Annotated in this window: 14 protein-coding genes and 1 pseudogene; 9 read left to right on the top strand and 6 right to left on the bottom strand. The window is 50.2% G+C overall.

Translation table 11 applies throughout. The annotated features are described in order from the left end of the window. Window positions 1-24: 24 nt before the first annotated feature. Window positions 25-576, bottom strand: a complete 552-nt coding sequence (locus OGV89_RS21755) for an NAD(P)H nitroreductase (protein WP_003030670.1) — start codon at window positions 574-576, stop codon at window positions 25-27. Between the two features lie 175 nt (window positions 577-751). Here OGV89_RS21755 and sppA point away from each other — a divergent pair, with 175 nt between their 5' ends. From sppA to pncA, 3 genes are read left to right on the top strand one after another with little or no spacing between them, the layout of a single operon-like run. Continuing rightward, window positions 752-2,608 (top strand): signal peptide peptidase SppA, encoded by a 1,857-nt coding sequence (gene sppA / locus OGV89_RS21750; protein WP_003846643.1) that lies wholly within the window; start codon window positions 752-754, stop codon window positions 2,606-2,608. Between the two features lie 55 nt (window positions 2,609-2,663). After that, window positions 2,664-3,680, top strand: coding sequence for an asparaginase (ansA, locus tag OGV89_RS21745; RefSeq protein ID WP_003030673.1), 1,017 nt, complete (start codon window positions 2,664-2,666; stop codon window positions 3,678-3,680). Between the two features lie 14 nt (window positions 3,681-3,694). Next, window positions 3,695-4,333 (top strand): bifunctional nicotinamidase/pyrazinamidase, encoded by a 639-nt coding sequence (gene pncA, locus OGV89_RS21740; protein ID WP_250133772.1) that lies wholly within the window; start codon window positions 3,695-3,697, stop codon window positions 4,331-4,333. 46 nt (window positions 4,334-4,379) lie between these two features. Here pncA and OGV89_RS21735 read toward each other — a convergent pair whose 3' ends face one another. Next, on the bottom strand, window positions 4,380-4,718 hold the full coding sequence (locus tag OGV89_RS21735) for a hypothetical protein (protein ID WP_200003045.1): 339 nt from the start codon (window positions 4,716-4,718) through the stop codon (window positions 4,380-4,382). 148 nt (window positions 4,719-4,866) lie between these two features. On the opposite strand from OGV89_RS21735, the pseudogene OGV89_RS21730 reads away from it, so the two are divergent. After that, window positions 4,867-5,145: pseudogene (locus OGV89_RS21730) on the top strand (glycosyl hydrolase family 18 protein); the annotation flags it as partial. 93 nt (window positions 5,146-5,238) lie between these two features. After that, complete coding sequence (gene yajD / locus OGV89_RS21725) at window positions 5,239-5,583, top strand: HNH nuclease YajD (protein WP_003832478.1); 345 nt, start codon at window positions 5,239-5,241, stop codon at window positions 5,581-5,583. A gap of 44 nt (window positions 5,584-5,627) precedes the next feature. Here the strand turns inward: yajD and OGV89_RS21720 are convergent, their stop codons facing one another. Both OGV89_RS21720 and msrB read right to left on the bottom strand, forming a co-directional pair. Then, window positions 5,628-5,903, bottom strand: coding sequence for a YeaC family protein (locus OGV89_RS21720; RefSeq protein ID WP_003030693.1), 276 nt, complete (start codon window positions 5,901-5,903; stop codon window positions 5,628-5,630). Window positions 5,904-5,945: 42 nt separating this feature from the next. After that, window positions 5,946-6,359, bottom strand: a complete 414-nt coding sequence (gene msrB / locus OGV89_RS21715; protein WP_003030695.1) for a peptide-methionine (R)-S-oxide reductase MsrB — start codon at window positions 6,357-6,359, stop codon at window positions 5,946-5,948. A gap of 341 nt (window positions 6,360-6,700) precedes the next feature. Between msrB and gapA the strand changes: the two genes are divergently transcribed. Both gapA and OGV89_RS21705 read left to right on the top strand, forming a co-directional pair. Further along, window positions 6,701-7,696 carry a glyceraldehyde-3-phosphate dehydrogenase gene (gene gapA, locus OGV89_RS21710; protein WP_003030697.1) on the top strand — a complete coding sequence of 332 codons (996 nt, stop codon included), beginning with the start codon at window positions 6,701-6,703 and terminating at the stop codon, window positions 7,694-7,696. 267 nt (window positions 7,697-7,963) lie between these two features. Then, a complete protein-coding gene (locus OGV89_RS21705; RefSeq protein WP_200003044.1) occupies window positions 7,964-8,848 on the top strand; it encodes a D-hexose-6-phosphate mutarotase in 885 nt (294 codons plus the stop codon). 180 nt (window positions 8,849-9,028) lie between these two features. Here the strand turns inward: OGV89_RS21705 and OGV89_RS21700 are convergent, their stop codons facing one another. After that, on the bottom strand, window positions 9,029-9,883 hold the full coding sequence (locus OGV89_RS21700; protein WP_200003043.1) for an aldo/keto reductase: 855 nt from the start codon (window positions 9,881-9,883) through the stop codon (window positions 9,029-9,031). 159 nt (window positions 9,884-10,042) lie between these two features. Beyond that, window positions 10,043-10,789: a MipA/OmpV family protein gene (locus tag OGV89_RS21695; protein ID WP_003846663.1), complete on the bottom strand. Its 747-nt coding sequence runs from the start codon at window positions 10,787-10,789 to the stop codon at window positions 10,043-10,045. Window positions 10,790-11,222: 433 nt separating this feature from the next. On the opposite strand from OGV89_RS21695, the gene yeaG reads away from it, so the two are divergent. Both yeaG and OGV89_RS21685 read left to right on the top strand, forming a co-directional pair. Continuing rightward, window positions 11,223-13,157, top strand: a complete 1,935-nt coding sequence (yeaG, locus tag OGV89_RS21690; protein WP_003030707.1) for a protein kinase YeaG — start codon at window positions 11,223-11,225, stop codon at window positions 13,155-13,157. Window positions 13,158-13,278: 121 nt separating this feature from the next. Next, window positions 13,279-14,562 carry a YeaH/YhbH family protein gene (locus tag OGV89_RS21685; RefSeq protein WP_003030708.1) on the top strand — a complete coding sequence of 428 codons (1,284 nt, stop codon included), beginning with the start codon at window positions 13,279-13,281 and terminating at the stop codon, window positions 14,560-14,562. Window positions 14,563-14,610: the final 48 nt, after the last annotated feature.

Here is a 14,610-nt window from a genome sequence, read left to right as displayed (position 1 = left end):
ATCCAGACAGTTTTGCCGTTGATATCAGAAATAACGGACGAATGCGCTCGGATCGGCAAGGTTGATCGTCGTGGATGCTTTTAGCTGCGGTGTGCCCAGATAGAGGAAACCGACGATTTTATCTTGCGGGCGACAGTCGAATGCTTCACGTACGACCGCACTTTCGGTTAATGCACCACTGCGCCAGATACCGCCAAAGCCCTGGGCAATTGCGGCCATCTGCATAGCCATCACCGCACAACCGGCAGACATTTCTTGTTCCCACAGAGGAACCTTGTCGTTTTCTTCACATTTCGCCACCACGGTAATAATCAGCGGCGCGCGAAACGGTGCGTTGCGCGCTTTTTCCTGAGCTTTCTCATCGCTACCTGCGGCAATCGCGCCTTTCTCAAGTACGGTGCTAAAGCGTTCACGCCCTTCACCCTCAATGACATAGAATTGCCACGGTTGCAGCGTTTTATGGTCCGGTGCGCGCATTCCCGCCCGCAGAATGTTTTGCAGTTGCTCTCCGGCCGGGGCCGGCTCGACAAGACGAGAAGCGCTACGACGGGTGATAAGTAATTCGAGTGCATCCATTTGCTTAACTCCAACAATGAGATTTGTTCACAAAATTAACACGTGAGCGGATTTTGTTACAGCACAGGCGGTGATTCCTGCTGACAAGTGCCTGTCTGGTCATTACGATAGCCTCATCTTATCGCCTTTCTCCGGGATTTCGGGATGGCGTGTTGTTAATCGGTAGGGAGAATACATGCGAACCCTGTGGCGATTTATTGCCGGATTTTTTAAATGGACATGGCGATTACTTAATTTCGTCCGTGAATTTGTGCTTAACCTGTTCTTCATCTTCTTGGTGCTGGTGGGCGTGGGTATCTGGATGCAGGTCAGCAGCAGCAATACCAGTGAACACGCTGAGCGAGGCGCACTGCTGCTGGATATCTCGGGGGTGATTGTCGATAAGCCGTCGAGCACCAGTCGCTTAAGCGCTATTGGTCGTCAGCTGTTTGGTGCCAGTTCCGATCGCCTGCAGGAAAACTCCCTGTTCGATATCGTGAATACTATTCGCCAGGCAAAAGATGATCGCAACATCACCGGCATTGTGATGGATCTGAAAAATTTTGCCGGGGCCGACCAGCCTTCCATGCAGTATATCGGTAAAGCGCTGCGGGAATTCCGCGACAGCGGCAAACCGGTCTTTGCCGTAGGCGATAACTTCAGCCAGGGGCAGTACTACCTCGCCAGTTTCGCCAATAAAATTTATCTTTCTCCACAGGGTTCCGTTGATCTGCACGGCTTTGCCACCAACGGTTTGTACTACAAGTCCCTGCTCGACAAGCTGAAAGTTTCCACGCACGTGTTCCGTGTCGGGACTTATAAGTCTGCCGTAGAACCGTTTATCCGTGATGATATGTCTCCTGCCGCGCGTGAAGCCGACAGCCGCTGGATCGGCGAGCTGTGGCAGAACTATCTCGACACGGTAGCTGCCAATCGCCAGATCCCTGCTCAGCAGGTGTTCCCGGGCGCACAGACCATGCTGGACGGTTTGACAAAAGTCGATGGTGATACCGCGAAATATGCGCTCGACAACAAACTGGTGGATGCACTGGCCTCCAGCGCCGAAGTCGAAAAAATGCTGACCAAACAGTTTGGCTGGAGTAAAGCGGATAAAAATTATCGCGCTGTCAGCTATTACGATTACTCACTGAAAACGCCAGCGGATACTGGAGACAGCATTGGTGTTATCTTCGCCAATGGCGCGATTATGGACGGTGAAGAAACCCCTGGGAATGTGGGCGGTGACACGACTGCCGCGCAGATCCGCGAAGCCCGTCTTGATCCGAAAGTGAAAGCAATTGTTCTGCGCGTGAACAGCCCTGGCGGCAGCGTCAGTGCCTCCGAAGTCATTCGTGCTGAGCTGGCTGCGGCAAAAGCGGCGGGTAAACCGGTTGTGGTGTCCATGGGCGGCATGGCAGCCTCCGGTGGGTACTGGATCTCCACCCCAGCAAGCTACATTGTGGCGAACCCCAGCACGCTGACCGGTTCAATCGGCATCTTTGGCGTGATCAACACCGTGGAAAACAGTCTGGATTCCATTGGCGTACACACCGACGGCGTGGCGACATCCCCACTGGCGGATATCTCCATCACCAAAGCGTTACCACCAGAAGTGCAGCAAATGATGCAACTTAGCATCGAGAACGGCTATAAGCGCTTTATCACGCTGGTCGCAGATGCGCGTAAAACAACACCTGAGCAGATTGACAAAATCGCGCAGGGCCACGTCTGGACCGGACAGGATGCAAAAGCCAACGGTCTGGTAGACAGTCTGGGTGATTTTGATGACGCCGTGGCGAAAGCGGCTGAGCTGGCCAAACTGAAACAATGGCACATTGCGTATTATCAGGACGAACCGACATTCGTTGATATGGTGATGGACAGCATGTCAGGCTCCGTTCGTGCCATGCTACCTGACGCCATTCAGGCTATGCTCCCACCACCGCTGGCCTCTGCGGCCAGTGCAGTAAAAGCCGAAAGCAATAAGCTGGCCGCATTCAACGATCCGCAAAACCGCTATGCGTTTTGCCTGACCTGCGCCAACGTTCGCTAACTATTGACCCCTCTTCGGGATGAAGAGGGGTTTTCTTTGAGACAGAAGAAAAGTCATGCAGAAAAAATCAATTTACGTTGCCTATACCGGCGGTACCATTGGTATGCAGCGCTCAGAACAGGGTTATATTCCCGTTTCCGGTCATCTGCAGCGCCAGCTGGCATTGATGCCTGAATTCCACCGTCCGGAGATGCCAGACTTCACCATCCACGAATACGCCCCGCTGATGGATTCCTCCGATATGACGCCGGAAGACTGGCAGCATATTGCGGAAGACATTAAAGCGCACTACGACGATTACGATGGTTTTGTCATTCTGCACGGCACTGACACCATGGCGTTTACGGCTTCGGCGCTCTCTTTTATGCTGGAGAATCTGGGCAAGCCGGTCATTGTGACAGGGTCACAAATCCCATTAGCAGAGCTACGTTCTGACGGACAAATCAATTTGCTGAATGCGTTGTACGTTGCAGCAAATTACCCGATCAATGAAGTTACCCTGTTTTTCAACAATCGATTGTTTCGCGGCAACCGGACCACTAAAGCGCATGCTGATGGTTTTGACGCGTTTGCCTCACCCAACCTTGCACCACTGCTGGAAGCCGGGATCCACATTCGTCGGCTGGGAACTCCGCCCGCACCTCACGGTACAGGTGAGTTGATTGTGCATCCTATCACTCCGCAACCGATTGGCGTGGTCACCATTTATCCTGGGATCTCCGCTGATGTAGTACGCAACTTCCTGCGCCAACCTGTAAAAGCATTAATTTTGCGCTCCTACGGCGTGGGGAATGCGCCGCAGAATAAAGAGTTCCTGAAAGAACTTGAAGATGCGAGTTCGCGTGGCATTGTGGTGGTGAACCTTACGCAGTGTATGTCCGGCAAGGTGAACATGGGGGGCTACGCGACAGGCAATGCGCTAGCGCATGCTGGCGTGATTGGCGGCGCGGATATGACCGTCGAAGCCACACTAACCAAACTGCACTATTTGCTGAGTCAGGGACTGGATACGCAGACGATCCGTGAAGCGATGACGCAAAATCTGCGTGGTGAGCTCACGCCTGACGATTAAAGGAGTCTATGCCCATGGCCCGAGCCTTACTGTTGGTCGATTTACAAAATGACTTTTGTGCCGGTGGTGCCCTCGCGGTCCCACAAGGTGACAGCACAATCGATATTGCCAACCGTCTGATTGACTGGTGTGCCTTACGCGGCGACATGGTCGTTGCCAGTCTGGACTGGCACCCGGCTAATCACGGCAGTTTTGCCAGCCAGCATCAGGTCGAGCCCTACAGCCAGGGACAACTCGATGGACTGGCGCAGACATTCTGGCCCGATCATTGCGTACAAAACAGCGCAGGTGCAGCCCTGCATCCGCTGCTGAACCAGCGTGCGATAACTCAAACGTTCACTAAAGGTGAGAACCCGCTGGTCGACAGCTATAGTGCGTTTTTTGATAACGGTCGTCGTCAGGCTACCGCGCTGAATGCATGGCTACTCGAACGCCGCATTGCCGAGCTCATCATCATGGGTCTGGCAACCGACTATTGCGTTAAATTCACTGTACTGGATGCGCTCGATCTTGGCTACACCGTCAGCGTTATTACCGACGGCTGCCGTGGGGTTAATATTCAACCCCAGGACAGTGCAAACGCCTTTATAGAAATGGCGGCGGCGGGTGCAACGCTGTATACGGTTGATGACTGGGAAGAAACACAAAATTAATATAAGGTTCCTGTTTTATTACAGGAACCCTTTTATTTTTTCACAATTAGAAAATGAGGGTAAACACCAAATCCAGATAATCAAAACAATTGCCCACCACGGCAAGCAAGGCTAAAATCTTCCACAAGAGTAAACCATGATATTTAATAGCACTTGCTGTTATAGCCCACAAAGCTAGCGGTGTATAAATTAGAGCAATCACTGTATGAACTATTAGCAATGCGTGCCCAGTATCAGCCGCCATCGAGCCATATTCCAACTGATAGGTAATGGTATATAAACATCCTGATAATAATAAAGAAGGAAAAATCCCAGTTATCCAGTAAGTAAAAACCAGGGGGTATTCCCCTTTTAGCCATGAAACAAAACATCTCCATGCATACATTTTAGCTTAACTCACTCATGATTATTTTCTATATAGTGAGTCCGTTCATTATAATTTTTCAACATGTTAAGACTCAAATAAGAATAGTGCCCATTTTTATTCACTCTCATGTAAATGCCTTTATGCATTTCTAAACCTTACTCACAATATGAAGTACAACGATATCGTGGCGAAGTTGATCAACGATCCGCAAAAGCGCTTTAGCCAACATTGGGATGATGAAGCGAAAGTACCGTGGCTGTCGGTGCAGTCTGCGGATGGAAAAACACTCTTTGCCCTCTCCTATGAAAATCCGCGTTCGGTGGCGATCAAAGCCGACTACATCAAAAGCAAAGGGTTGGGAGGCGCCATGTTCTGGGAGTACGGCGCAGATGACAATAATCAATTGGCGAAGCAGTTAGCCGATTCATTAGGCATCAAACACTGATCCCAACGCCTGACACAATAGGTTATGATTAGCACATTCTGCTGCGCCAGCTTTTGGCGCAGCTCTTCATTTTCTACTGGAGGCATGAGCTTTATGGCTTTTATCCCTAAAAATTACGCCCGTCTGGAAGTCGGTTACCGGGAAAAGGCGCTTAAACTCTTTCCCTGGGTCTGTGGACGCTGTTCCCGTGAATTCGTGTATTCAAATTTGCGCGAGTTGACGGTACACCATATCGATCACGATCACTCGAATAACCCAGAAGATGGTAGCAACTGGGAAATGTTGTGCCTGTACTGCCACGATCACGAGCATTCCAAATATACGGAAGCGGACCAGTATGGTTCAACGGTGGTTGCAGGAGAAGATGCGCAAAAGGCCGTAGGCGAAGCGAAATACAACCCGTTCGCCGATCTGAAAGCGATGATGAATAAGAAGTAACATCAACTGCAGGCCCGACATCGATGTCTGCCGGGCCAGGGTAATCAGGATTTAAACGTCGCAATCGGTTCGGGCGTAATACCAAACTCAACCTTCAACTGCTGCTTGCTCTTCATCACCATCTCACCGTTGGTATCAATCGTCATATGCTGCGCGTCAATATTGTTACGCGCCTGCCATAACATCACCAACTGTAAGCTATTCTCTTTTTGTTCTGCTGTTAGCGCTACCCCATCCGGCCATTTTCCGAGCTCAACGGCAGTCGATAAGCGCTGATAAACTTCCGGCGTCATACTGTTGATCATCTCATCAAGATTCATGTTAAATCCACTCTCCGTAGAATAATTTGCTGAATCGTTTCTTCAACCCTTGGTTTGCTCACCGTTTTCACTATCAGTGAAGTTCAAAGACGCTGAGTTAACGCAGTACCGTTCACCGGTAGGTTTCGGACCATCCGGGAAGACGTGTCCCAGGTGCGCATCACAGTTTCCGCAGCGGATTTCTATGCGCTGCATGCCGTGTGACGTATCTTTTATGTAATGGATAGCCTCATCGCTGACAGGCTCGTAAAAGCTGGGCCAGCCGCAGCCAGAGTCATATTTTGTCTCGGAACGAAATAGCGGTTTATCGCAGATCAGACAGTGGTAGATGCCGTCACGCTTGTTATGCAGCAAACGCCCGGTAAATGGCGGTTCTGTCCCGTGATTCTGCGTCACGTAGAACTGCATTTCGGTTAAATTTTTTTTCAGTTCTTCTGGAGAAGGTTGATTAGCCATTTGCTCACATCTCGCTTTATCTAAACTCACATCGCGAGACAGATTCTAACAAAACATTAACACCGGAGTGCGAACTTTTGTTCTAAACTTGATCCTTGCGAAATGGCAGCCTGCAATTCGTGATCAGAATCACGTTTTTATCTTGATTGCCCTTTAAAATTCGGGCCGCCGACCCCATGTGGTTTCAAGCCCAAAGGAAGAGTGAGGCGAGTCAGTTGCGCAAAGCTTAGGCAGCAGATTGATTTGTCGCAATGATTGACACGATTCCGCTTGACGCTGCGTAAGGTTTTTGTAATTTTACAGGCAACCTTTTATTCACTAACAAATAGCTGGTGGAATATATGACTATCAAAGTAGGTATCAACGGTTTTGGCCGTATCGGTCGCATTGTTTTCCGTGCTGCTCAAGAACGTTCTGACATCGAGATCGTTGCAATCAACGACCTGTTAGACGCTGACTACATGGCTTACATGCTGAAATATGACTCCACTCACGGCCGTTTCAACGGTACCGTTGAAGTGAAAGACGGTCATCTGATCGTAAACGGTAAAAAAATCCGTGTTACCGCTGAACGTGATCCGGCTAACCTGAAATGGGACGAAGTTGGTGTTGACGTAGTAGCTGAAGCTACTGGCCTGTTCCTGACAGATGAAACCGCTCGTAAGCACATCACTGCTGGCGCGAAAAAAGTGGTTCTGACTGGTCCGTCCAAAGATAACACTCCGATGTTTGTTAAAGGCGCTAACTTTGACAAATACGAAGGTCAGGACATCGTTTCTAACGCTTCCTGCACCACTAACTGCCTGGCTCCGCTGGCTAAAGTTATCAACGACAACTTCGGCATCATCGAAGGTCTGATGACTACTGTTCACGCGACCACCGCTACTCAGAAAACCGTTGATGGCCCGTCTCACAAAGACTGGCGCGGCGGCCGCGGCGCATCCCAGAACATCATCCCGTCCTCTACCGGTGCAGCTAAAGCTGTAGGTAAAGTACTGCCAGAACTGAACGGCAAACTGACTGGTATGGCGTTCCGCGTTCCTACCCCGAACGTATCCGTTGTTGACCTGACCGTTCGTCTGGAAAAAGCTGCTTCTTACGAAGAAATTAAGAAAGCAATCAAAGCTGCTTCCGAAGGCCCGATGAAAGGCGTTCTGGGTTACACCGAAGACGACGTAGTATCTACCGATTTCAACGGTGAAGTTTGCACTTCCGTGTTCGATGCTAAAGCTGGTATCGCACTGAACGACAACTTCGTGAAACTGGTATCCTGGTACGACAACGAAACCGGTTACTCCAACAAAGTTCTGGACCTGATTGCACACATCTCCAAATAAGTTGAGATGAAACAGTAATCTGTAAGAGCGACTCTGGTCGCTCTTTTTTTTGCCTGAAGATACCCGCCATACTTCAAGTTACAGGTGTGTTGGCTACGCTTTCTCACCCGAATCACTTACTTCAGTAAGTGATTCGGGGTGAATCAGGGACATCCACGTCCCTGACCGAAGCAACCTTCGGTTGTTCAAATTCGTTCCTGACGAATTTGTCGTTCACTTGCCGCCGTCCTGCAACTCGAATTATTTAGGGTCAAAAAGGATTGCGTAATGATTAATAAAATTTTTGCACTTCCGGTAATCGAACAAATTGCCCCTGTCCTCTCCCGCCGTCAGCTTGATGAGCTTGAGGTTCTTGTTGTCGATCACCCACAGGTTAAAGCTTCTTTCGCACTGCAGGGCGCACATCTTCTTTCCTGGAAACCAAATGGTGAAGAGGAAGTCCTGTGGTTAAGCAACAATACCCCGTTTAAAACCGGCGTAGCGCTGCGTGGCGGAGTACCAATTTGCTGGCCTTGGTTTGGTCCGGCTGCTCAGCAGGGCCTGCCTTCGCATGGTTTTGCCCGTAACCTGCCATGGACGCTGAAAGCGCACAACGAAGACGACAATGGCGTGGTGTTGACGTTTGAACTGCAGAGCAATGCCGAAACGCGTCAGCTTTGGCCGCACGAGTTTTGCCTGCTGGCCCGTTTCAAAGTGGGAGCCACCTGTGAGATGGAGCTGGAAGCTCACGGTGAGTTTGAAACCACCTCGGCACTGCATACCTATTTCAACGTTGGTGACATTGCGGCAGTGAAAGTTAGTGGTCTCGGCGATCGCCTGATCGATAAAGTGAATGATGCTAAAGAAGATGTGCTGGCTAATGGTATCCAGACCTTCCCGGACCGCACCGATCGTGTCTATCTGAATCCGGAAGCGTGCAGCGTGATTCATGATGATGCGTTGAATCGCAATATCGACGTTATCCACCACCACCACCTGAATGTCGTGGGCTGGAACCCTGGCCCGGCGCTGTCCGTCAGTATGGGCGACATGCCGGATGATGGCTACAAAACGTTTGTTTGTGTAGAAACGGCTTACGCGACCGCTCCGCAGAAAACCACCGAAGAAAAACCATCTCGCCTCGCGCAGACTATTCGTGTTGCTAAACGCTAAGATAACTCTGCTCATCATGCCGGATGCGGCTAACGCCTTATCCGGCCTACAAACACACGCAGTCGTAGGCCTGATAAGCGCAGCGCCATCAGGCAAATCAGTGCAACATGCCGGATGCGGCATGCAAACCACACGCAGCCGTTGGCCTGATAAGCTGCGTGAGCATCGTCATTTGGCAAATCAGGCCATATCCAGCGCTGTTTTACCTTTTGGCGCCGGATACACCTTATCTAACTGCTTCAGCTCATCCACAGAGAGCGTTATCTCCAGCGCGGCGGCATTTTGTTCGACATGCGCTACGCTTGCGGCTTTCGGAATTGCTATTACACCCGACTGACGAATCACCCACGCCAGCAAAATCTGTGCAGCACTAACATTGTGCACGCGCGCAATGTCATTCACCACTGAATTAGAAAGCAAATCGCCACGCAGCCGTCCCGCCTGGGCCAGCGGACTGTATGCCATGACCGGCATCTGCTGCTGCTGGCACCACGGCAGTAAATCATATTCAATACCGCGCGAGGCTAAATGATAAAGCACCTGGTTAGTCACACACTCCCGTCCACCGGGTACCTGCCATAACGCCTGCATATCATCATAATCGAGATTTGAGACGCCCCAACGGCGGATTTTCCCCTGCGCAATCAGTGTTTCCATGGCATCGACGGTCTCTGCAAATGAAAAATCGCCCATCCAGTGCAGCAAATAGAGATCCAGATAATCAGTTTTCAGTCGACGCAGGCTGGCTTCGCAGGCGGCAATGGCTTTCTCTCCACCGGCATTCCATGGGTAAACTTTCGAGACTAAAAAAGCGCTATCACGCCGTCCCGTTAATGCTTCACCCACCACCTCTTCCGCTGCACCATCAGCGTACATTTCTGCGGTATCAATCAATCGCAGGCCGAGATCCAGTCCGGCCTGCAGCGCAGACACTTCATCCCGGCGTCGGCTTGGATCCTCGCCCATGTACCATGTTCCCTGCCCAATAGCAGGAAGCGATACCTGGTTTGTAAACGTCACCTGTTTCGCTGTCATCGCACCCTCCTGTGTTAATGCACCACAGTAAAGCAAAACAACGTGCATGTGTCCTGTTAGGGTGCACAAATTGCACCATCATGATCTGGGGGTTGTCTTAATTTTAATGACGTAAAAAAGCCCGCAGAGATGCGGGCTAGTGTTTGACACGCAGTGGCATCAGAACTTATAGGTCACACCTACCGAGAAGATGCCAGACCAGGACTTATCGACCATCGGGCTGTCTTTCACTTCATCACTCAAACGCACATAACGGCCAGTGCCGTACACGTTCCAGTTGCCAAGGAAGTTATAGCTCGCGGTCAACTCCAGGTACGGATCCCATCCATCGTCAGCGTTGTAGCTATTCAGACCACTGCGGCGAGACTCGTGACTGGACACACCATAATAGTAGTCGTTGTAGTTTTCGCTGCTGTACTGCACACCGATACCCGGCGTCAGGGTCAGACCACCGTTGGTGTAACGGTAGAGCCAGGCCAGATCCCAGATAAAGCCATTGCTGTTATCCAGGGTATCACCCGCCAGTGCGGTACGCAGGAAACCATACTGGGTGTTATGTACATATGATAGGCCAGCCATCAAGCTGCTTTTACGCTTGTCGAGTTGGCGTAAAGCATGGCTATCGCTATCACCCGGCTTGAAATGCGTCGGATCATAGTACGCCATGATGGAAAGCTTATCTGCCGTATCATTCCACAAATAGTAACCGCCACCCAAGCCGTGGAACCACACATTATCGCCTTCATAGGTGACAACCGGAACAGGGTAAACATCTCGGTCATACTGTTTGTACGGGCTGTTAATCACACCGACACCCGCGCCAACAGTCCACTGACTTTCCGCCTGTGCGGTGCTAACTGCGGTTGCGGCAAGGACGCCAAGTGCCAGAAGTTTGAGTTTGGTCACAATCCATAATTCCTTATTCAAATGTGTAGCGGTCAAAGTGTAACCGCCAATACGCTTCAGCCCAACTATTTTACGTATTCACCCCAGAATGTAACCCCCTAATTTCTCAGCGAGTGATGACATTTTGCTTGCAGCACGGTGAACACCGCATGAATCCCGCTCCAATTCTTTACATAAGATGTGCTTTTTTTGCTGATGAGTTATTGATATGCCATTGAAATTCATTTGCGCACACAGGCAAGTTTTGCAAATGCCATCTACGCTTAATTTTAGAAGGTGTATCACCGAATACGTTGATCTCCTGACCACTAAAATGGCATGAGAGTTGCTTATTTCTTCAGCAGCGACGTCGTTCAGTTTACCTCTTCAGGGGCCTCTACTATTCATATGAACGGCTCTTAACATGTGCTAAAAAACGAAAGGACGGCATACCATGAATATATTCGATCACTATCGCCAGCGTTATGAAGCTGCCAAGGACGAAGAGTTCACGCTGCAGGAGTTTCTTACCACTTGTCGGCAAGATCGCAGTGCTTATGCCAACGCGGCAGAGCGGCTATTAATGGCTATTGGTGAGCCTGTCATGGTTGACACTGCCCATGAACCTCGACTTTCTCGACTCTTTTCGAATCGGGTAATTGCACGCTATCCCGCTTTTGAAGAGTTTTACGGCATGGAAGACGCCATTGAGCAGATTGTTTCTTATTTGAAGCATGCGGCTCAAGGTCTGGAAGAGAAGAAGCAGATTCTGTATCTGCTGGGGCCTGTGGGAGGGGGGAAATCATCTCTTGCTGAGCGGCTGAAGTCGCTGATGCAACGAGTACCGATTTATGTCCTGAGCGCCAATGGCGAACGTAGCCCGGTCAACGATCATCCGTTATGCCTGTTTAATCCGCAGGAAGACGCGCAGATCCTGGAAAAAGAGTATGGGATCCCGCGTCGTTATCTCGGTACGATCATGTCGCCGTGGGCTGCTAAACGTCTGCATGATTTTGGCGGGGACATTACAAAATTCCGCGTCGTCAAAGTCTGGCCGTCTATTCTGGAGCAGATCGCTATCGCTAAAACGGAGCCTGGTGATGAAAACAACCAGGATATTTCTGCGCTGGTCGGGAAAGTGGATATTCGTAAACTCGAACACCACGCCCAGAACGATCCTGATGCCTACGGTTATTCGGGCGCACTGTGCCGCTCAAACCAGGGGATTATGGAGTTCGTTGAGATGTTTAAAGCACCGATTAAAGTGCTGCATCCTCTGCTGACCGCCACCCAGGAAGGAAACTACAACGGGACAGAAGGTATCTCCGCCCTGCCGTTTAACGGGATTATTCTTGCCCACTCGAACGAGTCTGAATGGGTAACGTTCCGTAATAACAAAAACAATGAGGCGTTCCTTGACCGTGTTTACATCGTCAAAGTGCCTTATTGCCTGCGGATCTCTGAAGAGATCAAAATTTACGAAAAACTGCTTAACCACAGTGAGCTGACCCATGCGCCTTGCGCACCGGGCACGTTGGAAACGCTCTCTCGCTTTACTATTCTTTCTCGCCTGAAAGAACCTGAGAACTCGAGCATTTACTCGAAGATGCGCGTTTACGATGGCGAAAGCCTGAAAGATACCGATCCAAAAGCGAAATCCTATCAGGAGTATCGTGATTACGCCGGGGTTGATGAGGGAATGAACGGTCTGTCCACGCGTTTCGCGTTTAAGATCCTCTCTCGCGTATTTAACTTTGACCATGCTGAAGTGGCAGCTAACCCGGTTCATCTGTTCTACGTACTGGAGCAGCAAATCGAGCGTGAACAGTTCCCGCAGGAGCAAGCTGAGCGTTATCTTGAGTTCCTGAAAGGCTATCTGATCCCGAAATATGCTGAATTCATCGGCAAGGAGATCCAGACAGCTTATCTCGAATCCTATTCCGAATACGGACAGAACATTTTCGACCGTTATGTCACTTATGCGGATTTCTGGATTCAGGATCAGGAGTATCGCGATCCAGATACCGGGCAGCTGTTTGATCGCGAGTCACTGAACTCAGAACTGGAGAAAATTGAGAAGCCGGCGGGTATCAGTAACCCGAAAGATTTCCGTAACGAGATCGTCAACTTTGTTCTGCGTGCCAGAGCGAATAACAGCGGTCGCAATCCAAACTGGACCAGTTACGAAAAACTACGCACGGTTATTGAGAAGAAAATGTTCTCCAATACCGAGGAGCTGCTGCCGGTCATTTCGTTCAATGCTAAAACCTCGACTGACGAGCAGAAAAAACACGACGATTTTGTCGACCGTATGATGGAAAAAGGCTACACGCGTAAACAGGTGCGTTTACTGTGCGAATGGTATTTGCGCGTACGTAAATCGTCTTAACATAAGTGCCCGGTGGCGCATGCGCTTACCGGGCTTGCAAAACAATGTTCCGTAGGCCGGATAGCGACAGCGCCATCCGGCACTTACAGACATGGCGAACAGTTGGCAGTACGGGGGGCTTATGACCTGGTTTATTGACCGGCGTCTTAACGGCAAAAACAAGAGCACGGTAAACCGCCAGCGCTTCTTACGCCGTTATAAATCGCAAATTAAACAGTCGATCTCCGAGGCCATTAACAAGCGTTCGGTGACTGATGTGGATAGCGGCGAATCTGTCTCTATTCCGACTGATGATATTAGCGAACCAATGTTTCATCAGGGACGTGGTGGCCTGCGCCATCGCGTACATCCGGGTAACGACCATTTTGTGCAGAATGACCGCATTGAACGCCCACAAGGCGGCGGTGGCGGCTCAGGAAGTGGACAAGGCCAGGCCAGCCAGGATGGTGAGGGTCAGGATGAGTTCGTCTTTCAGATCTCTAAAGATGAATATCTTGATCTGTTGTTCGAAGATTTAGCACTTCCTAACCTGAAGCAGAATCAGCAGCGTCAGTTAACGGAGTATAAAACACACCGGGCAGGTTTTACCTCTAACGGTGTGCCTGCCAACATTAGCGTGGTGCGATCCCTGCAAAACTCACTGGCGCGCCGTACGGCGATGACAGCGGGTAAGCGTCGCGAACTGCATGCTCTCGAAGCGGATCTGGAAACCATCGCGAAAAGCGAACCAGCGCAGTTGCTGGAAGAGGAACGGTTACGCAAAGAGATTGCCGAACTGCGGGCAAAAATCGAACGCGTGCCATTTATCGACACCTTTGATTTACGCTACAAAAATTATGAAAAACGCCCCGACCCTTCCAGCCAGGCGGTGATGTTCTGCCTGATGGACGTCTCTGGTTCGATGGATCAGTCGACCAAAGATATGGCTAAACGTTTTTATATCCTGCTGTATCTGTTCTTAAGCCGGACCTATAAGAACGTGGAGGTGGTTTATATTCGCCACCATACCCAGGCGAAAGAAGTGGATGAACATGAGTTCTTCTACTCTCAGGAAACCGGGGGAACCATTGTCTCCAGTGCGCTGAAGTTAATGGATGAAGTGGTGAAAGATCGCTACAACCCTGCCCAGTGGAACATCTATGCTGCACAGGCATCGGACGGTGATAACTGGGCAGATGATTCACCGCTGTGTCATGAGATTTTGGCGAAAAAGCTACTGCCAGTGGTACGCTATTACAGCTATATCGAAATCACTCGCCGCGCCCACCAAACCTTATGGCGTGAATACGAACATCTGCAATCAACCTTTGATAACTTTGCGATGCAGCATATCCGCGACCAGGATGATATTTACCCGGTATTTCGCGAACTGTTTCATAAGCAAAGTACGACCAGTAACAATTAATCTAAACAAATCAGTCAGCGCGTAGATGTGCTGACTGATTTTATAAAT

It is taken from the genome of Citrobacter sp. Cf125, assembly GCF_030333935.1.
GTDB classification, from domain to species: Bacteria; Pseudomonadota; Gammaproteobacteria; order Enterobacterales; family Enterobacteriaceae; genus Citrobacter; species Citrobacter freundii.
This window is presented reverse-complemented; position numbering and strand designations above follow the sequence as displayed.